Annotated in this window: 14 protein-coding genes; 8 read left to right on the forward strand and 6 right to left on the reverse strand. The window is 33.2% G+C overall.

Going from position 1 to position 20,453, the window contains the following annotated elements; all coding sequences use genetic code 11:
* Positions 1 to 5 precede the first annotated feature (5 nt).
* Positions 6 to 2,399, reverse strand: coding sequence for a TonB-dependent receptor domain-containing protein (locus BOW57_RS02915; RefSeq protein ID WP_164973660.1), 2,394 nt, complete (start codon positions 2,397 to 2,399; stop codon positions 6 to 8).
* A gap of 114 nt (positions 2,400 to 2,513) precedes the next feature.
* Entirely contained in the window at positions 2,514 to 3,473 is a 960-nt protein-coding gene (locus BOW57_RS02920; RefSeq protein WP_241687367.1) for an AraC family transcriptional regulator, read from the reverse strand.
* A gap of 263 nt (positions 3,474 to 3,736) precedes the next feature.
* On the opposite strand from BOW57_RS02920, the gene BOW57_RS02925 reads away from it, so the two are divergent.
* The 4 genes from BOW57_RS02925 (at position 3,737) to BOW57_RS02940 (ending at position 9,394) form a co-directional block, all read left to right on the forward strand.
* On the forward strand, positions 3,737 to 3,964 hold the full coding sequence (locus tag BOW57_RS02925; protein ID WP_129052986.1) for a DUF5808 domain-containing protein: 228 nt from the start codon (positions 3,737 to 3,739) through the stop codon (positions 3,962 to 3,964).
* A 79-nt stretch (positions 3,965 to 4,043) separates the two neighbouring features.
* Entirely contained in the window at positions 4,044 to 7,472 is a 3,429-nt protein-coding gene (locus tag BOW57_RS02930) for a hypothetical protein (RefSeq protein WP_129052987.1), read from the forward strand.
* 63 nt (positions 7,473 to 7,535) lie between these two features.
* Positions 7,536 to 8,093, forward strand: a complete 558-nt coding sequence (locus BOW57_RS02935; protein WP_129052988.1) for a hypothetical protein — start codon at positions 7,536 to 7,538, stop codon at positions 8,091 to 8,093.
* Positions 8,094 to 8,323: 230 nt separating this feature from the next.
* Positions 8,324 to 9,394 carry a glycosyltransferase gene (locus tag BOW57_RS02940; protein WP_129052989.1) on the forward strand — a complete coding sequence of 357 codons (1,071 nt, stop codon included), beginning with the start codon at positions 8,324 to 8,326 and terminating at the stop codon, positions 9,392 to 9,394.
* A 5-nt stretch (positions 9,395 to 9,399) separates the two neighbouring features.
* Here BOW57_RS02940 and BOW57_RS02945 read toward each other — a convergent pair whose 3' ends face one another.
* The 3 genes from BOW57_RS02945 to BOW57_RS02955 all read right to left on the reverse strand — a co-directional run bounded on the left by BOW57_RS02945 (position 9,400) and on the right by BOW57_RS02955 (position 12,844).
* Complete coding sequence (locus BOW57_RS02945; protein ID WP_129052990.1) at positions 9,400 to 10,695, reverse strand: porin; 1,296 nt, start codon at positions 10,693 to 10,695, stop codon at positions 9,400 to 9,402.
* 162 nt (positions 10,696 to 10,857) lie between these two features.
* Complete coding sequence (locus tag BOW57_RS02950; RefSeq protein WP_089054297.1) at positions 10,858 to 11,943, reverse strand: cell wall metabolism sensor histidine kinase WalK; 1,086 nt, start codon at positions 11,941 to 11,943, stop codon at positions 10,858 to 10,860.
* Between the two features lie 217 nt (positions 11,944 to 12,160).
* Positions 12,161 to 12,844 carry a response regulator transcription factor gene (locus BOW57_RS02955; RefSeq protein ID WP_089054298.1) on the reverse strand — a complete coding sequence of 228 codons (684 nt, stop codon included), beginning with the start codon at positions 12,842 to 12,844 and terminating at the stop codon, positions 12,161 to 12,163.
* 233 nt (positions 12,845 to 13,077) lie between these two features.
* Here BOW57_RS02955 and BOW57_RS02960 point away from each other — a divergent pair, with 233 nt between their 5' ends.
* The 4 genes from BOW57_RS02960 (at position 13,078) to BOW57_RS02975 (ending at position 19,069) form a co-directional block, all read left to right on the forward strand.
* Entirely contained in the window at positions 13,078 to 15,876 is a 2,799-nt protein-coding gene (locus tag BOW57_RS02960; protein ID WP_129052991.1) for a TonB-dependent receptor, read from the forward strand.
* 191 nt (positions 15,877 to 16,067) lie between these two features.
* Positions 16,068 to 17,480 (forward strand): hypothetical protein, encoded by a 1,413-nt coding sequence (locus BOW57_RS02965; RefSeq protein ID WP_206734730.1) that lies wholly within the window; start codon positions 16,068 to 16,070, stop codon positions 17,478 to 17,480.
* Between the two features lie 107 nt (positions 17,481 to 17,587).
* Positions 17,588 to 17,926, forward strand: a complete 339-nt coding sequence (locus BOW57_RS02970) for a T9SS type A sorting domain-containing protein (RefSeq protein ID WP_129052992.1) — start codon at positions 17,588 to 17,590, stop codon at positions 17,924 to 17,926.
* Positions 17,927 to 18,088: 162 nt separating this feature from the next.
* The gene (locus BOW57_RS02975; protein ID WP_129052993.1) at positions 18,089 to 19,069 is read left to right on the forward strand and encodes an acyl transferase; all 981 of its coding nucleotides are present in this window, start codon (positions 18,089 to 18,091) and stop codon (positions 19,067 to 19,069) included.
* A gap of 69 nt (positions 19,070 to 19,138) precedes the next feature.
* On the opposite strand, the gene tyrS is transcribed toward BOW57_RS02975, so the two are convergent.
* Positions 19,139 to 20,434 carry a tyrosine--tRNA ligase gene (tyrS, locus tag BOW57_RS02980; RefSeq protein ID WP_129052994.1) on the reverse strand — a complete coding sequence of 432 codons (1,296 nt, stop codon included), beginning with the start codon at positions 20,432 to 20,434 and terminating at the stop codon, positions 19,139 to 19,141.
* Positions 20,435 to 20,453: the final 19 nt, after the last annotated feature.

Genomic DNA, 20,453 nt, shown 5'->3' on the forward strand with positions numbered 1-20,453 from the left:
TTTTTCTACCTCGCCCTATTATTCTCTGTCTGCTCAATTTCAGTTTTCTTGTAAGTTGTCTTTTTTGAATTCCCAAAACTATAAGTTGCTATTAGTTTAAAATAATTTGTAGTATAGGTTCTGTGGTAATAAATTTGAGTCTGCCCCACTTCGTAATCACCAGAAACCATAAACTTATGAAAGATATCATTCGCCGTAAAATTTAGTCTTAGCGCCTCTTTAAAAAAGTTTCTTTCAATACCCAGCGTTACAGTTGAGCGCGGATTTTCACTTCGCAATCCATAGCTTTTGTCGCCAAGATACCAAGCTAATAATTGAATTTTGAAAAGATCAGGAATCGTAAAAGTATTATTTGAGTACAAATAAATTTGAGGCTTAACCGGGCCTAAAGCATATTCATAAAAATTATCAACTGATTTGCTTAAATTCATACTTACCGTATTTGTAGAATTCCACCATTTCACATTGAAAGATCTCGAAATCGACGTAAAAAAAGTATGCTCTTTTTCGATATTTAAAGACCTTAAAATATAGCTATTTGGCGTGTCGCCCCGCAATGCAGCACCCGAAATTGGATCAATTTTGTAGGTGTACCCAACTTTAAAATCAAACTTTTTATACATCGTACCAATTTCAAAAGCATGCGTTTTTTCAGGAAGCAAATTCGGGTTTCCTTCTATTGTCGTAAATGGATCTTGATAAATAACATAAGGATTTAAAGCTTGGTAACGAGGTCTTGTAATTCTGGAAACATACGAAAAATGTGCTTTCCAGTCTTCTGATAAATTAAAATTCAAAAGGAGGTTTGGAAAAAAATTCTCATAATCTTTACCAAATTTCTGAACCCCATTTGCATTTGTATACAAATCATAACTTGTGCTTTCTACCCTTGCTCCAATAGAAAAATTTACTTTTTCACCTAGCATACTTCCAAAATTAAAATAAGCCGCACTAATCTTTTCCTTGTATGTAAAATCACTCGAAAGAGTATCGTCTAATTCAAAATCATTGGTATTAGCAATAAAAAAGTCAGTTCCAGACTTTATAGCGGCATAACTAAATTTAGCTCCAAGTTCAAGTTTTGTTTTATCACTAATTTTTCTCGAATAATCGGCTTGTGCCATTATAATGTTAATGGTACTTCCAACATCATTTTTTAGAAATCTTTTGCCCTCTGTTTCCTCAACAACACTATTTTCTTCAATAAAATCTCTTACCGTTCCGTTGTAATTTGAATATTGTGTTCCTATAAACAATGACGAACCTTTGGGATCTGTTATCAGATTATAATTCAAATTAATAAACTGATTCAGCAGTACATCATTTTTGGCAATATCTGTAGCATAAAAACTATTTCCGGAATTATTCGTTATTGAATTTCTGCTTTTTACTGCTCCGCCTAAATCTTCGATATTTCCACTGTAAGCCAGCGAAATATAACTATTCATCGAAAAAGTATATTGAATTCCAGCTCCAAAATTGGAGTAATTATTAAATTGCCTTTGCCAATCTGTAGTTAGAGCAGACTTCATAAAAACATCTGGATTTGGACGCGTTCTGGTGGTGTACAACAATTCTCGACCTTTGCCCAATTGCAATCCGTAATTGGTTATAAAAGAAAATTTACCTTTCGTATAATTAAAATCTAAAAGGGTATTGGTGCTTGTTCCTGCAAATTTAGAAACGGTAACATGCTGGCTTGCCGTTCCCATTATACCATTTTCGATGTTTTGTTTTGTAATAATATTGATAACTGCTTTTCCTTCGGCATCGTACTTTGCTGATGGATTTGAAATTACTTCAATTTTTGCAATCTGCGAAACAGGAATCGCTGCAAAACGTTCATAATTTATCAAGATTCCGTTGAGATAAATAATCGCTTCACCTTTGCCCAAAACGCTTATTTGTCCTTCGGCAACTACAACATTTGGAACTCGCCCTAACAATTCATTTACAGAACTGCTCGCTGCCAGAACAGTTCCGGTTACATTAACATCGATTGTACCGTTTGCACCGTATTTAAGCAATGACGGCTGACTTTTTACGACTACTTCGTTTAACTGATTGTTACTTTCTAAAACTATAATCGAACTCAAATCAATATTTTCGGCATTTGAATAATTTATGTTCATATGCTTATCTGTAAATTCTGATGAAGTCAATTTTAAAATTACTTCTTTTTGATTAATATCAGATAATTGAAAAACTCCGTCTAAAAAATCCTGCTGTTTTATAATCAAGGAATCACGAACAGACAAAACAACAGCTGTTCCCATCATCAATTCGTTATTACGATTGACCACTTTTCCAGAAATTTTTTGAATAGATTGCGCCTTTAAAAATGCACTATTAAAAAGAAAACAATATAGGTAAACGAAAACCAGAATTAAAAACCTCATAAAATTTAATGATTAAGATTTGACTTTTTGCAGAGACAAAAGTCAGCTCTAAACCACGAAAAGAGGTAAGCGAAAGCGAAATCAGGAGTACGAATTTATAAATTAATACTTCTGTTAAGCCTGTAAAGTTTGAAGCTGATAGTTTAAAGGTGTAGTTCCTGTATGTTTTTTAAAAGCGGCAAAGAATGTCGATTTCGAATTAAAACCCACATCATAACCAACAGATTCTAAAGTCAATTTATCATTTGACCTTATTATTATACAAGCTTCATTTATTCTCAATTCATTTACATAACTTGTAAAATTCTTCCCCAGATTATTATTCAAAAACTGAGACAATTGATGCGGCGTCACATTTAATTCTTTTGATAAATCCTGTAAGCTCAAATTTGCATTTTTATACAAACTTTTCTCAATCATTTTGTTCTGGAGTTTCTCAAGTAAAAGGGCAGCTTCAGATTCTTCCATTTTCTTTCCCGAAGCTTTTTGTCCGTACAATAAGAATAAATCATCTGTTCTTTTTCGATACAAAAGAATCGAAATTATCAAATACAAAATAAAAGAAAACACAACTGCTCCGCCAATATAAACTGCCGCTCTGGCTCCCATTATTGCTAAAAAATAAAAAAGAAACAGTAAAAAATTCGCCAGAAAAAGCATTCCAAACCATATTTCCGCCGGAGTTGTTTTTTCTTTTATATTGATTATTTTCTTTAAAATGTTTCTAATGGTAAAAGCAGAAAAAAGGATATAAACAAACCATTGAAAATAAATAGTTCTGATAAAATAAGTACCCCAAAGTTCTGGATACGTTTTGTATGGATATACTATTCCAACGACTGCAATTAAAATTCCCCAAAACAAAAGTGTCAATTTCCAAGATTTGGGTAAAATCGTAACTTCATCAACGGCAGATTTTAGAAAATAATACAAACAGGGTCCAATAAAAAAACAAGCCGTAAGTCCTAACTGCAAATACAATTTTGGCAATTCTGGATGAAAATAAACAAATACCGACTTTGCTATTCTTACGCTTAATGCAAACAAAAGCATTCCTAAGAAGTAATTTGTCAAGTATTTTTTCTTCGTGAAAAAGAAAAAATAAATACTCAAAATAATTCCATTGAAAGCTCCCAATGCACTAAAAAAAATAAAAGTTCTTTACCAGTATCCATTATTCAAATTTGTTTATCCTGACAAAGCTAAAAAAAAATGATTTCGGTTTCTTTCTTTTTTAATTTTAATAGAAAATGCGATTATTCTTATAGCTGCAAATATTTAACTAATTTTATAACTCTAACAGAAAAACATTAAACAAGATCAAATATTCCTAAATCATGGAAAACGACAAAGAGCCTTCAGAAGAAACAAAAGAAAGATGGATCAAAGATCCTAATAATTGGATTTGGGGTCTTTTTTATTATAACCCAGAAGACAAAAGAATCTTTCCTCCAAAGAAAATTAAAGAGTTTGGCTGGACCACCAATTTTGCAAATCCTAATTCTGTTTTTGTATTATTAGCGATAATGGCTGTTCTTATTACCTTAGGTCGCTACCTTAACTAATTCACTTCAAACTGTAATATTCGAAGTAATAATTCCCGATTATAAATACTACTTTTGATTTTTGAGAGTCAAAGTGTTTATGTTGAAAAAACTACTGTTTTTTGTGATATTGTTTTGGTATTCTGGGCTTAAGGCTCAGGAAACTGAATCGCTGTACAAAACAAAAAAAGTCGTTGCTGCAAAAGATACTATTCACCTCGAACCTTTCAGCATAAACTCCAGTTTTTTTGAGCTTTTAAACTCCAAAAACCAACGTATTGATTCTACTTTTTATAGAGTCGATTTTCAAAAAGGAACACTGCTTTTAAATGAAAAACTAACTTCTGTTTCAGATACTTTAATTGTTAATTATCTCAATTATCCTGATTTCCTGACAAAAGAATATGGTTTCTACAAAGACAGTCAAGTGGTAAGCAACGATATTGATACCGAAAAATTATACAAAATTGACAATTCCAATATTAAAAAAATCACTCCATTTGACGGTTTAAATACTTCTGGGAGTATTACTCGAGGTGTAACAATTGGGAATAATCAAAATACGGTTTTAAACTCTAATTTAGATTTACAAATTACCGGAAAAATATCCGACAAAGTTAGTTTGCGCGCTTCTCTGCAAGACAATAATATTCCACTTCAAGATGGTGGTTATTCTCAAAAACTAGATCAGTTTGACAATATTTTCATGGAACTTTTTACGGATGACTGGAACATTCGAGCGGGTGATGTTTTTCTAGAAAATCGGAAAACACAATTCTTAAGTTTCAACAAAAAAGTTCAAGGACTTTCTGCCAGTTTTGATTTTGATACTGAAAAAAGTAAGACTAATGTTTTTGCGTCGGTTTCGTTTGTAAAAGGTCAATATGCTAAAAGTACTTTTACAGGTCAGGAAGGAAATCAGGGACCGTATAAACTTAAGGGTCAGAATGGCGAATTGTATGTTTTAGTAATTTCAGGTTCAGAGCGCGTTCATGTAAACGGTGTTTTACTTAAAAGAGGCGAAAACAACGATTATGTAATTGACTATAATGCGGGTGAAATTGTTTTTACTTCTCTTTTTACGATAACTTCAGAAATGCGTATCAATGTTGAATATCAATACTCTGAACGCAATTACAATCGATTAGTGACTTATGCAGGTGCCACGCACGAAAACAAAAGCTGGAGTTTTGGCGGCTATTTATACTCCGAAAATGACATGAAAAACCAGCCGTTACAGCAAAATCTTTCTACAGAACAAGTGCAGGTTTTGGCGCAGGCAGGCGATAATCAAAACTTAATGAAAGCTCCATCGGCATATGAAGATGCTTATGCTGACAATAAAATATTGTACAAAAAAAACAGTGTCAATTCTGTAGAATATTATGAGTACTCAAAAAATCCAGCGGATGTTTTATACAATGTAAAATTTAGTCTTGTGGGTAATAATCTCGGAAATTACATCATTCAAAATAATACTTCTGTTGAACGTATTTATGAATATGTTCCGCCTATAAATGGCACTCCGCAAGGAAACTACGAACCAATTGTACAACTGGTCGCTCCAATAAAAATTCAGGTCGCGACTTTTTTAGGAAAATACAATCCTAACGAAAAAACATTGGTTGATTTTGAAATTGCCATGAGCAATAACGACAAAAATTTATTTTCTCCAATTGATGATTCTGACAACGAAGGCATTGCTTTTAAAACAAATATTAAAAAACGTCTTTTTACAAGAAATTGGACTTTAGATGGTTTTGCTGATTATCAATTTGTTCAAAAGGATTTTAGATCTGTAGAACGCTTGTACAATATAGAATTTAATAGGGATTGGAACTTAAACACAGCACTTTTAGGAAATCAAAGTTTACTGGTTACGGGCTTAAACTTTGATTTGTTTGCCAAAAAAGAAACTTCTAATATCGGGTTATTTACTTATCAATTTGAAAAATTGGATTTTACCGAAAGTTATTCGGGAACTCGCCATACCACGACCGCTTTATTCAAATTTAAAAATTGGACAATCGAGAATCAAGGCAGTTTTTTAAATAGTGATGCAACGGCATCGACTTCAAAGTTTATTAGAAATCAAACTAGAACTAAATATCATTTTGGCAAAAACTGGATTGGAGCAAGTATGCAGCTTGAAGATAATCAGGAAAAAGATAAAGTTAGCAATCAGTTTTCGGCGATAAGCCAGCGATTTTCTGAATATGGTGCTTTTGTCGGACGCGGCGACAGTACAAAGGTTTTTGTTGAACTAGGATATTTACAACGAAGAAATGACAGTTTACAAAATGGACTTTTACAGCATGTAAATAACTCTCAGACTTATTATTTAAAATCGAAGTTAATTCAGAATAAAAAAACTGATTTGGCGGTTTATGCAAGTTATCGAAATCTTGATTTTACAGATTCTAACCGAAAAAATGAGCCTTCTTTAAACTCTAGGATTCTTTATAACGATCGATTCTTTAACCAATTTATGCAAATAAGCAGTGCTTATGAAACCAGTTCTGGAACCATCGCTCAACAAGAATTCACTTATATTGAAGTTCCTGCCGGGCAAGGCGTTTATACTTGGAATGATTATAATGGTAATGGCATTCAGGAACTGGAAGAATTTGAAATTGCAGCTTTTCCAGATCAGGCAAAGTTTATCCGAATCTTTTTACCGAATCGAGTTTACATCAAAACCAATCAAAATAAATTTTCACAATCTGTTGTACTGAATCCGCTGCAATGGCAAAATGAAAAAGGGCTTAAGAAAATCATATCCTATTTCTACAATCAAACTTCCTTTATCATGGATCGAAAAGTGAAAAGTGAAGGTGAGTTGGAATTGAATCCTTTTTATTCTTCAGATGAAAATATTCTAGGTTTGAATTCGAGTTTTAGAAACAGTTTATTCTACAATCGAGGCAAACAGAAACATTCTGTTACGTATTCGTATCTTATCAATAACGGAAAAAGTTTACTTTCAATTGGCTCGCAGAATGTCAAAAACAATTCGCATCAATTGCAATACACGCATTTGTATCAAAAAAGCTGGTTGTTTAATTTCTTTACAAAAACAATAAGCACCAACTTGATTTCTAAAGATTTTGCGGAGAAAAATTACGATTTAAAAGGATATCAGCTTGCGCCAAAAATTAGCTATTTGTTCTCAAGAAATACTAGTTTAGATTTTTTCTATGAATTTCAAAACAAGGAAAATCAGATTGGCAATTTTGAAACATTAATGCAAAACCGTCTGGGCACTTCGTTTTCTTTTGCTGGAGAGAAAAAAGTAACTTTAAATGGTGAGTTTTCTTTTTATGAAAATAAATTTACCGGAAACGAGTTTTCATCCGTAGGTTTTCAAATGCTTGAAGGCTTGCAGGCGGGACAAAATTTAGTTTGGAAACTGCTTCTGCAAAAGAATATTACACAGTTTTTAGATGTAAATTTAAACTATCAAGGACGTAAAAGTGAGGCTGGATCTACTGTGCATACAGGCAACGTTCAGCTTAGAGCATATTTTTAGCGGTTAACAAAAAACATAAGAATTAATTGCTTAATTTTATAATACTATTTAAACTAAAATCTTATGAAAAAATTATTATTGCTCTGTTTCATAGTAGTTTTATCTACTAATTTTTACGCTCAGGAAACAGTAACTAAAGCGGCTAAAAGCAAAACCGAAACGGCTGCTAAAAAGACTAAAGCGAAAGCTGATAAAACTACTGCTGATGCTAAGAAAACAGCTGATAAGGCTGCAAAAACTAAAACCACTGCAGAAAAAGAAACCGCTAAAGCGAAAAAAGAAACTACTGCAGCTGCAAAAAAAACAGCAGATAAAGAAACTGCAAAAGCAAAAAAGGAAACAGCAAGCGCTGCTAAAAAAACAACCGCTAAAGCTGAAAGTACAAAAGCTGATGTAAAGAAAACGACTGCAAAAGCTGATGCCACAGCTAAAACTGCAGCTAAAGATGCGACTGCAGCTAAAAAGACTGCGACAAAAACTTTAAAAGAAACGAATGAAAAAGCACCAAAAGTAGCCGATAAAGTTACTGGTGAATACAATGGTAAAAAAGTATATACTGGGCCAAGAGGTGGTAAATACTATATCAACAAAAATGGTAATAAAACCTATATTCAAGACTAAGAAAAGGTACTCAGGAACTAAGGTTCTGAGGTGCTAAGATTCTAAAATAAGAGACTTTGAAGCCGAACTTATGTTCGGCTTTTTTATTTTCAAAATACAAAAATCTTAGAACCTTAGTACCTCCGCGCCTTAGAACCTTAAATAAAATATTGAGTTAATAATTTAGTAATATGTGCGAAATAACATAAAAAACATATTTCTTTATCTTCGTTTGCAAAAAGCGTTAAACTATGAGCATTGACTATTCTGCTAACAAAACAATTTTAGTTGCTCCATTAAACTGGGGACTTGGCCACGCCACAAGATGCATCCCAATTATTAAGGCGCTTCAGGAAAACAATTTTATTCCAATTATTGCTTCTGATGGTGTTGCACTAGCTTTGCTGCGAAAAGAATTTCCCTATATACAAACACTGGAACTGCCTTCTTACCACATTGAATATGCTAAAAATGGTAAAAATTTTAAATGGAAGTTGATTAAAAATCTTCCAAAAATGATTGCTGCTATTTTAGATGAGAAAAAAATGGTGAACAGCTGGATTAAAAAACATGGTATTGACGGAATAATTTCTGATAATAGATTGGGTGTTTTTAGTAAAAAAGTGCCTTCTGTTTTTATGACGCATCAGTTGAATGTGATGACAGGAAACACTACTTGGTTTACGAGTAAATGTCATCAGTATTTTATAAAAAAATATTCGCAGTGCTGGGTTCCAGATTCAAATGAAAAAACAAATCTTACCGGCGATTTAGGTCATCTTAAAAGCAATGATTTAAATCTGAAATACATTGGCCCTTTGAGCAGAATGCGTAAAAAGGAAACGCCTAAGATATACGATTTGATGATTATTTTATCAGGACCAGAACCGCAGCGTACTTTTCTGGATGAAAAACTTCAAAAAGAAATAGCGGGTTACAAAGGAAAAGTGGTTTTTGTTCAGGGAATTGTGGAAAAAACACAAACCAAATGGCAGGCTGGAAATGTTACTTATTACAACTTTATGAATTCTAAACAATTAGAACAGACTTTTAATGAAAGTGATTTTGTTTTATGTCGTTCTGGTTATACAACTGTTATGGATTTGGCTAAACTAGGCAAAAAAGCTTTTTTTATTCCAACTCCGGGACAATATGAACAGGAATATCTGGCGGTAAAACTTCAGGAAGAAAATCTTGTACCTTATGCAATGCAAGACGACTTTACGATTGATGATTTATCAAAGGTAAAGTCGTTTAAAGGTTTGTCTCAATTTAATGATGAAATAGACTGGGATTCGCTATTTACAGTTTTTGAAGACTAATTTTTTTAGAAATTGAACTGAGCTTGCAATCGCAGTAGATTTCCTTGTTGTCTGTTTATTGGAAGTGCACTGTCCTCAAAAGTTCTGTCGGCAATTACATACTCGGCAGTTAATTCTAGTGCTTTAATTGGCTGCCATTCGATACCTATTTCGTAATCTCTTACGACATAACTTCTGGCGTCTTTTTCATATTTTTTACCTCCGTCATAATATTGAAATTTTGCAAAAGGATAAAGATGCTGTTTTTTAAAATCGAGTTTATAACTCAATAAAACATAACCTCCATTTAAGTCAGTTTCATCAACAGTATTGGTTAAGGTATTGTAACGAGGTCCTGTTCCTACATTATATTCTGCCTGAATCCCGAAAGGTCTTGGATATAAAACAAAAGTTGCTCCTACTCTTTGATCTTTCACATATTGTGGATCATTAACTTTTACTCCTGGCGAAATTTCACCTGTAAAAGCCCATTTACCAGTATAAGCCTGAATTCCTGGCTCTATAATTTGACTTCCAATCACAAAAGGATAAGTAACTCTGGCCACGACATTTAAATCTCTGTTGCCGTCTAGTTTATTTGCTATTTGCCCATTGTAAACTCCAAAAGCAAAAACTCCATAATCACCAGATCCTTTGAATCCGTCTTTTACAAGCATTTCGAAACGTTTTCTAATTTCAGCAGGTGCCCAATAAAAAAACAAGCCTAAATCACGCTCATTCAAAATGGCACTATTCATCGCATCGTTACGATCTAAGGCTAAACGCTGCGAACTTGATTGCATATTCTCGAAACCATAAGGAATTTTACTCTGTCCAACACGAACGCGATATTCTTTTTTCTTATCAAAAGAAAGATCAAAATACAAGTCACGAATTTGCACAAAATTCTGAATTCCAGTACTTGGAGAACTCGCAAAATCGGGTTGAAAATAAAAGAATACATTAGGATGAACCTGTCCTGAAAAGACTAAACGTGCACGACGAATAAAAAGCCCGTTGTTTGATTTTGCGTCTGGAGCTGTAGAAGTTGTTCCCCAAGATTTATCACATTGTTCGCAGGAAACTTTATCGTTTGTAGAGAACAATCCATTGTATCTAATTTGCGCATAACCTCTTAAAGAAATTCTGTCGTACCAATGTTCCTCACCGCTGACTCCCGATTTAGTATCTGGCAGTTTCGCTTTATTGATAGAGTCTAAAATACGAATTACTTCGTTTTTTACTTCTTGCTTGTTCAAATCTTGTGCATTAGATGCCCAAGTCAACAGTAATAAAACTGCAATTATTTTTCTTTTTATCATTCTTTCTTAAATCCCTTAATTTCAGAATGCAAAGATGTATCACCTATGTTAAGAAATCATTAACCAGATGTTACTATAATAAAAATTTATTGTTATGAACTAAATCCGAATGTTGATTTATTGTTAAACACCTTTGTTTTAGGGCGTTTTACAAAAACTCAATTACAATTTTTTAACGTCAGCTTTTTGATTTTTAAGCGCTTTTTCGAGCGTAAAAGAGAATTCTGAACCAATTCCGAACTCACTTTCTACATAAACTTTCTCTTTATGTGCCTCAATAATATGCTTTACAATCGCCAAACCTAAACCAGAACCTCCTTCTGATCGAGTACCGCTTTTATCAACTCTATAGAAACGTTCAAAAAGTCGCGGAATATTTTGTTTCTCAACTCCTTCTCCGTTATCACTGATACGTATTAAAACTTTTCTCTTGGTTAAATTGACTACGCCAACTTCGGTTAAACCGCCTTCTTTTCCGTATTTGATCGAGTTAACAATTAGATTTTCTAAAACTTGTTGAATCCTGTCTTTATCACCTCGAATAATTACAGATTGTACATTTTTACTTTCAAATGCCAATTTAATTTTCTTTTTGTCAGCTTTCATTTCTAACAAATCGAAAACATTATGAATGAGCTCTACAATATCAAAATCTGTAATCATCAAATTTAAATCACCAGATTCCAATTTGGTAATCATATCTAAATCTTCAACAATGTAAATTAATCGTTCAACTCCTTTTTCGGCACGTTTTAAATATTTTTTTCGGATATTTTTATCATCCATTGCTCCATCAAGCAGAGTCGAAACGTAACCTTGAACGGTAAATAATGGTGTTTTTAATTCGTGCGAAACATTTCCTAGAAACTCTCTGCGATATTGCTCTCGAATTTCGAGCATTTCGATTTCCAGCTTTTTATCTGTCGCAAACTTTTTTACTTCTCGCGACAGCGTTTCCATATCAGTCGTTATGGGCTGATTGATAAGTGTTGTTGATTCTAACAGCGAAACCTCATCGTATATTTTTTTAACTCTTCTATATATAAAACGTTCTACACGATATTGCAAAACCAGAAATGAGAAGATGTAAATTGAGATTAAAAAAATTATTCCAAATGCAATTTGGTGTTTCAATTGACCTTTATAAAATAAAGACATCAATATGAGTACAAATCCTGTTGCAAATAGACTTATATATAATGCCGATTTTACAGCAAATTTGTATGTTTTCTTAAAATTAATTTTCATTGAAAATATTAAACCATTAACAGATTATTTTTTCACCATGTAAGTGATATAAGTTTATTTAAAAGTAAAACTTAATGGTGTGCATTTACATAAGAACCTAAAAAAGCAAATCTTTGTCAAAGTTCAGAACTTTGACAAAGATAATTATTGTGAATGTAGGTAAACCACAAATTAAATGAACTTATATCACCAATATGGTTTCCTTAATATTAAATCCTTAAACTTCAAATTTGTAGCCTACTCCTTTTATAGTTTTAAAAAGGTCTTCGCCTATTTTTTCGCGTAGTTTTCTAATATGAACATCAATTGTTCTTCCCCCTACTACAACTTCATTTCCCCAAACTTTATCCAGAATTTCATCTCTTTTAAAAACTTTACCTGGTTTTGAAGCTAATAAATAAAACAATTCAAATTCTTTTCTTGGAAGCGCAATTTCCACATTGCCTTTAATAATTTTATACTCTTCGCGGTTAATCTCGATTCCTCCAACATTTATAGTATCACTAACTACTTCTTGTTCTTTTAACCTTCTTAACAGAGCCTTTACTTTTGAGACCAATAATTTTGGTTTTATTGGCTTAGTAATATAATCATCAGCACCAGCATCAAAACCAGCTACTTGCGAATAGTCTTCACTTCTTGCGGTAAGAAATGTTATGATAACATTATTTAATTCAGGGATTTTTCTGATGTGCTCACAAGCTTCCATTCCGTCCATTTCAGCCATCATCACGTCCATAATAATTAATTCTGGCAATTCTTTCTGAGCTTTTGCTATAGCATCTTTTCCGTTAGAAGCTGTAACAATCTGATAGCCTTCTTGAGCAAGGTTATAGCCAACGATTTCTAAGATATCTGGTTCGTCGTCAACTAATAAAATCTTGGTTTGTGTTTTTTTCATAAATAGCAAAAATTGAGATTTTTACATCAAATTCTCTTTAATATATATCCGATGTTTTTTATTTCACAGGGTAAATATAGTAATAAATGAATCGTTAAAAATTGCTGTTAACGGTAATTTAATCTGGTAACAATTTGATAATCTTTAGCACACAAAAACATAACAAGTTCGTAACATCGACTTCACAGCTCAGTTATTTCTTTGCACAAAAATAAATCAAACACAACACTGAAATGAAATTCAATTTAAAATTTCTATTTATTGCATTATTTATCTGTACGATTTCGATCGCACAAAACAAAGGTACGATTTCTGGCGTTTTAACCGACAAAGAAATGAACAACGAAGCCTTACCTTTTGCAAATGTTTTAATTAAAGGTACAAACATTAGCGTAAATACTGACGTTGACGGAAAATATTCGTTAAGCGTAAATCCAGGAAATTATATCGTTATTTATAGTTTTTTAGGATATGAATCTAAAGAAGCTCCAGTTACGGTAAAAGCAAACGAAACTGTAGTGGTAAATCAAGTACTTTCTTCGGGAAGTTTTACTCTTAAAGATGTTGTCGTAAAATCTACTGGAAACAGAGAAAAAGAAACGGCTTTATTATTAGACCAAAAAAATGCTGTGGTAATCAAACAAAGTATTGGTGCGCAGGAAATGTCTAGAAAAGGAGTAAGCGATGTTGAAGAAGGTTTAACTAAAATTACCGGAATTACTAAAGTTGGATCAAGAGGTTTATTTGTTCGCGGACTTGAAGACAGATACAACAACTTATTGATTAATGATCTTGCTGCTCCAACAAACAATCCATTTTTGAAAATTATTCCGCTAGATTTATTCTCTACGGATATCGTTGGTGTTATTGAAGTTTACAAAACATTCAGCCCAAACATTTATGGTGATTTTGCAGGTGGAACATTTAATATCCAAACTTCTAAAAACACAAAAAGCATCACGAAAATTAATATTGGAACAAGCTATCTTGTAAACAGTAATTTAAAAAGATTTTCTATTTCTAAAGATGCTGATTCTGCAGAAGGCTTTTTCGGAATGACTGGAGACAATAGAAAATTACCTTCTTTATTAGGAGATACTCCATCTGGTCATGTTTTTACTCCTCAAGAATCTTTAAACTCTTTCCAAAGCGGCTTTGACGTTTCGACTATAAGAACTCCGCTAAATACAAGTATTGGTTTTTTACATGCTGAAAAATTTGACTTAGAAAAAGACAGAAGCCTTTCTTACATCATCTCTGTAAATGCAGAAAACAGCTATGCAATTCAGGAAGGAGTTGACAGAACTTTTGCTTACCAAAGTACTGGAATCAGCTATAAAACTGATTTTATCACCACAGACAACCATTATAGAACTTCCTTGACTGGTTTATTAGGTTTAAACTATAATACAAACAGATTTAAACTTGCTTACAACAGCCTTTTTATCAGAACAACTGATAACTTAATCAAAGATCAATTTGGTGTTGCAAATGCTGAAACTGGAACTGGAACAAACAAAACTCTTATTCGTACGAACCAATTAGACCAATCAGATTATTGGAACAATCAATTATTAGGAGAATATGCAATTACAGAAGACAAAAGCCAAACTGTAAAAGCAGGCGCCTCTTACGCATTGACAAAATACAACCAGCCTGATAGAAAAGCATTTTCTGGTATTAAAACGGATAACGACGGAATCATTGCTTCGATTGCAGGAAACAACTTTATCAAACAATATTTAGAAATTACTGGAAACTCTTATTTCTCTGGTTTAGCTGAATATAACTTGAAATTTGGAGCAGATAAAGGTCACAAATTAACGGTTGGTTATAACGGAAACATGTCAGACATGGAATCTTCATATCGTTTTATTTCTCCAACTCCTGGTCCAAATATCGATGCTCCGCTTAACAGTATCGACGATCAATTGAATGGATACATTGCTGGAGGTGCTTTCAATTTTAGAGAAAGTTCTAACTCTACTTACAAAGCGATTTTAAAAGAAGGGGCTAATGCTGGATATGCTAATTTACTTTACAAATTCAATGATAAATTTGAACTTAATGGTGGTGTAAGATTTGAAAGTACAAATAGAGAAACTAAATACAGAAATCAAGGTTCTTTTGATGAGCCATATGTAACTTTAAACTACGACAAAACTTATTTCTTACCTTCGTTAAATGCTAAATACAGCGTTACCGAAAAAGCAAATGTTCGTTTAGCGGGTGGTATCACTTACACTAAACCAGTAATAATGGAAGCTTACCCAATTGAGTACATCAATGCCGATGGAACTTCTATGAAAGGAAATCCATATTTAGTAAACAGTGATAATTACAATGTTGATTTAAAATATGAGTTTTTCCCAACTGCAAAAGAAATGTTTGCAGTAGGACTTTTTGGTAAACAAATGAAGAATCCTATCGAAAGAACTTTGACTGCAAATGCTGCTGGTTCTACAATTATCACTTACTTAAATTCTGACAATGCCGTTATATATGGTGCAGAAATTGAGTTTATCTATGATTTAGAAAGATTAACTAATACGTTCAAAAATTTCTCTTTAGGTTTTAACACTTCTTTAATGAGTACCAAAGCAGAAGTAAAACCTTTTATCATAAATCCTGACGGAAGCGTAACTCAAACAATCGAAACTCATACATCAAGAGATTTACAAGGTGCTTCAAAATGGTTGATCAATTCAGATTTGAAATATCAATTTGACGTAAACAAAAACTGGAGCAATACACTTTCATTAGTTTACTCTGTATTTGGAAAAAGAATTTATGCAGTAGGAACAAATGGTCTAGATCATATTTATGAACTTCCTGTATCACAATTAGATTTTGTATGGAGCAGTAAATTATCACAGCATTTTGATTTAAAATTCTCTGCAGACAATTTACTTGATCCAGCACGAAAATTTGAAATTGGAGACAACAGTGTAACACCAGTTGTTGGAGATCCATTAACAAGAAGTTACAAAAAAAGCAGAGGTTTTTCATTAAGTCTAGGATATACGTTTTAATCCTTTTTAAAACTAAGATCACAAAGCCCTATTTCGATAGGGCTTTTTTTATGAACATAATGTAAATCTCTTAACATTATCTTGACATTTAGGAGTATTTATAATAACGGTATTGTAATAATCAGCTAACATGCATAAAAGATTCCCGTCCTACTTTTGTCTGCAAAGAAATCAACTATTAAACAACAATTATGAAAACTAAATTTTTCGCTTTAGCCCTTTCAATTGGCTTATTATTTTCATCTTGCAGCAATGACAACGATCCAGCTCCATTTACTATCGCTCCTTTAACAGGAACTGAGAGTATTGTTGTAGGAGGAACTACAACTTTCAGCAGTACAACTACAGGCGGTACTTATTCTAGTGCTACGCCAGCTGTTGCAACTGTTGTGCCTGCTACTGGAGTTATTACAGGGGTTTCTGTAGGTACTTCTGTTATTACTTATACACTACAATCTGTTTCAGTAACAAAAACAGTAACTGTAACAGCTGTTCCAGTTGCAACAGGAGAAATTACTGGAACAATTACAGCTGATAAAACTTATCCATTAGGAAACTATACTATGAAAGGTATGGTAAAAGTAAATGCTGGAGTAACATTAACATTTGATGCTGGTTCAACAATTACAGTTGATAAAACTACTGGAGACAACGCTTTAGTTGTATTAAACGGTGGTAAATTAATCATCAACGGTACTGCTGACAAACCAGTTGTATTTACTGAAAAATCTAAAATCGCTGGTTCTTGGGGAGGTATCATCATGTACGGTGACGCTCCAATCAATGCTATCAACGGTGTAAAAACTTCTACTTCTGAAGACGGAAATGCGCTACCTTACGGAGGAACAAATGCAGCTCACAATGGTGGTTCATTGAAATATGTAAGAGTTGAATACGCTGGTTCTAAATTAGCTGACGGAACAAAAGAATTAAACGGATTCTCATTCTACTCTGTAGGATCAGGAACAACTTTAGACCACTTAGTATCTTACAAAGGTGCTGATGACGGATTCGAATTTTACGGAGGAACTGCAAGTTTAACAAATGCAATTTCTTATGACAATACTGATGATTCATTTGACTGGCAAGATGGATGGCAAGGTCAAGCCAATTCAAACTGGTACGCTCATCAAAATGCAAAAGGAAACTTTGGAATCGAAATTGAATCTTCTAAAAACAACAACGCTTACTTCCCTAAAGTTACAAACATCACTTTAAGAAGAATTGCTGGTACAACTCCAGAAGCTGTTGGAGATGTTCAAGTTGATGCATTCCAATTCAAAAATGAAGGAAACGGTGATTTCAGTAACGTTATCATAGATGGTTACGGTGATTACACAGAAGGTGGTAAATTATACACAGGAGCAGCAGTTAAAATTCAAGATGCTTCTACAAATACGAACCAAGTAAACGGTGGTAAAATTAAAATCACTAAAGTTAAAATTACAAATACTTCTAAAGATATCTTAGGTGTAGTTGTAGCTCCATGGGACGGTGTAGTTACATTCCCAGCTGGAAACTTCGTAATCGATGCAACAGCAACTGGAGCATCTATCACAGGTGGTGCTTGGGCAACAGTTAACGGTGTTGACTTGACTAAATAATAGTTAGAAAAAAAATAATGTTAAAAACATCCTAATAATTTAGGATGTTTTTTTTTGGCTTAGTTTTTGTAATTTTTTTTGTATATTTACTCATCCAAATAAATGCGATGGCAAAAAACTACTTTTATATTATTTTTTTATTGGCTTTTTTCTTTACTGTAAGTGTTTCAGCACAAGACAGTAAGCAATTACCAAAAACTCAAGAGTCCGTAGGAATTGAGGGTCTTAGCTTGTACCCTAACCCAGTGGTCAATGGAAAAGTATATATTACCTCAAAAAATGATTTAGAAAAAGAAATCATCATTTTTGACATCTTAGGAAAAAGAGTATTACAAGCGCATCTAAGCTCAAAAGAACTAAACGTTGCAGATCTTGTTCCCGGCGTTTACATTATAAAAATAAGCGAGCAAAATGCTACGGCAACCCGAAAGCTCATTATTCGATAAAACACAAAAAAAAGCTCCTGATGGAGCTTTTTTTAGTTTACAGTGTTCCGTTTTTTAGTATCCAGTCTCATTATCACTTGCTAAATTTGATACTTAAGAATACTGAAATAAAAAAGGCAACACTGAACGCCAAAAAATAAATATCTTTGCACAAAAAAAGTTTTGATTACAGCCAGCGATATATTTACGATTTCCAGCCATAAACAATTTGAAAAAACAGCACTAAAAGTGTTTCGCTTTCAATATGAAAACAATCTTGTATATCGTGATTTTTGTGATTTCCTTAAAACAAATGTGCAGCAGGTAAAAACATTAGCACAAATTCCATTTTTACCTATTCAGTTTTTTAAAAGCCATGACGTAGTATCAAACACTAATCCTGCCGAAGTTACTTTTACCAGCAGCGGTACGACTGGAATGATTACCAGCAGACATTTGGTAACCAATGTTTCTCTTTATGAAGAAAGTTACCGAAAAGGATTTTCTCAATTCTACGGTAATATCGAAGATTATGTCGTTTTAGCCCTTTTACCGTCCTATTTAGAGCGTGAGGGATCTTCGCTTATTTACATGGTCGAAGACTTGATAAAACTATCCAATCAGCCTGAAAGCGGGTTTTATTTACACAATCACGACGACTTAATTAAAAAACTGACTGAACTTGACGAATCAGGTCAAAACGTAATTTTAATTGGCGTTACTTATGCTTTGCTAGATTTAATTGAAAAACACCAATTCAACCTTCAAAATACTATTATTATGGAAACTGGAGGAATGAAAGGAAAACGCAAAGAAATGATTCGCGAAGAACTCCACGAACAACTTTGCAAAGGATTTGGTGTAAATGCAATTCACTCAGAATACGGAATGACAGAACTTTTAGCGCAAGCTTATTCTTTAGGCGAAGGTGTATTTGAATGCCCTTCTTGGATGCATATTTTAGTTCGTGATCCAGAAGATGCTTTAACCTATATAAAAGATGGAAAAACCGGCGGAATCAACGTTATTGATTTAGCCAATATCAATTCTTGTTCTTTCATTGCCACACAGGATTTAGGCAAAAAAAATCCCAACAACTCTTTCGAGGTATTGGGACGTTTTGATAATTCTGATATTCGTGGGTGTAATTTGATGGTGTTATAGTTTAATCGTTGATTTGTCAAATCGTTTAATCGGCTCAACGCTCGATTAAACAATTACCCGATTAAACAGTTAAACAACACGAATCACAAAATAGTTTTTCTTTCCACTTTGTAACAACACAAATTGATTATTAATCAAATCATTTGCAGTTAACACAAAATCTTCTTTTATTTTTTCTCTGTTTACAGAAATAGAATTAGCTGTCAACGCACGTCTAGCTTCCCCATTTGATTTAAAGAAACCTGTTTTCTCGTTTAAAACCGTTACAATATCTAATCCGTTTTCCAAATCTGCTTTTGCAATTTCAGCTTGCGGAACTCCATCAAAAACTTCTAAGAAAGTCACTTCATCCAATTTTTTCAAATCATCAGCAGTAGAATTTCCAAACAAAATATTCGAAGCCTGAATCGCTTTTTCTAATTCTTCTTTACTATGAACAAAAATCGTGATTTCTTCAGCTAATTTCTTTTGTAAGATTCTCAAATGCGGTGCTGTTTGATGCTCAGCAATTAAAGCCTCAATAGTTTCTTTATCTAAGAATGTAAAGATTTTAATGTATTTCTCTGCATCAACATCAGTTGAATTTACCCAAAATTGGTAAAACTTGTACACAGAAGTTTTATCAGCATCCAGCCAAACATTTCCACCTTCAGATTTTCCAAATTTAGATCCGTCTGCTTTTGTAATCAAAGGTGTTGTCAAAGCGAAAGCCTTTGCTCCTTCTCCACCCATTCTGCGCACTAATTCTGTACCTGTAGTAATATTTCCCCATTGGTCAGAACCTCCCATTTGCAAAATACAATTGTTGTTTTTATACAAATGATAAAAGTCGTACCCTTGAATTAATTGATATGTAAATTCAGTAAAAGACATTCCTTCACCTTCTCCGCTAAATCTTTTTTTAACAGAATCCTTCGCCATCATATAATTTACTGTGATACGTTTTCCAACTTCACGAGCAAAATCAATAAACGAGAATTCTTTCATCCAGTCATAGTTATTTACCATTACTGGAGCATTTGCTTCTTTTGAATTAAAGTCTAGGAAACGAGACAGAACACTTTTAATTCCGGCAACGTTTTTAGCCAAAGCTTCTTCGTTCAACAAATTTCTTTCGTCAGATTTTCCAGAAGGATCACCAATCATTCCAGTCGCGCCGCCCACAAGAGCGATTGGCTGATGACCAAAATTCTTTAAATGAACCAATAAAATAATCTGAACCATACTGCCAATATGCAGCGAATCTGCTGTTGGATCAAAACCAATATATGCCGAAGTTACCTCTTTTAGCAATTGTTCTTCCGTTCCTGGCATGCTATCATGGTACAAACCGCGCCACTTTAATTCTTCAACTAGATTCTTCATTTTTAAAATATTTTGCGCA

This window comes from Flavobacterium sp. YO64 (assembly GCF_004119505.1).
Taxonomy (GTDB): Bacteria; Bacteroidota; Bacteroidia; order Flavobacteriales; family Flavobacteriaceae; genus Flavobacterium; species Flavobacterium oncorhynchi.

What these genes read in the sequence shown, in the direction of transcription:
- BOW57_RS02915 (WP_164973660.1), bottom strand. Translation starts at nt 2,399, where the DNA reads ATGAGGTTTTTAATTCTGGTTTTCGTTTACCTATATTGTTTTCTTTTT.
- BOW57_RS02925 (WP_129052986.1), top strand. Translation starts at nt 3,737, where the DNA reads ATGGAAAACGACAAAGAGCCTTCAGAAGAAACAAAAGAAAGATGGATC.
- BOW57_RS02930 (WP_129052987.1), top strand. Translation starts at nt 4,044, where the DNA reads ATGTTGAAAAAACTACTGTTTTTTGTGATATTGTTTTGGTATTCTGGG.
- BOW57_RS02935 (WP_129052988.1), top strand. Translation starts at nt 7,536, where the DNA reads ATGAAAAAATTATTATTGCTCTGTTTCATAGTAGTTTTATCTACTAAT.
- BOW57_RS02940 (WP_129052989.1), top strand. Translation starts at nt 8,324, where the DNA reads ATGAGCATTGACTATTCTGCTAACAAAACAATTTTAGTTGCTCCATTA.
- BOW57_RS02945 (WP_129052990.1), bottom strand. Translation starts at nt 10,695, where the DNA reads ATGATAAAAAGAAAAATAATTGCAGTTTTATTACTGTTGACTTGGGCA.
- BOW57_RS02950 (WP_089054297.1), bottom strand. Translation starts at nt 11,943, where the DNA reads ATGAAAATTAATTTTAAGAAAACATACAAATTTGCTGTAAAATCGGCA.
- BOW57_RS02955 (WP_089054298.1), bottom strand. Translation starts at nt 12,844, where the DNA reads ATGAAAAAAACACAAACCAAGATTTTATTAGTTGACGACGAACCAGAT.
- BOW57_RS02960 (WP_129052991.1), top strand. Translation starts at nt 13,078, where the DNA reads ATGAAATTCAATTTAAAATTTCTATTTATTGCATTATTTATCTGTACG.
- BOW57_RS02965 (WP_206734730.1), top strand. Translation starts at nt 16,068, where the DNA reads ATGAAAACTAAATTTTTCGCTTTAGCCCTTTCAATTGGCTTATTATTT.
- BOW57_RS02970 (WP_129052992.1), top strand. Translation starts at nt 17,588, where the DNA reads ATGGCAAAAAACTACTTTTATATTATTTTTTTATTGGCTTTTTTCTTT.
- tyrS (WP_129052994.1), bottom strand. Translation starts at nt 20,434, where the DNA reads ATGAAGAATCTAGTTGAAGAATTAAAGTGGCGCGGTTTGTACCATGAT.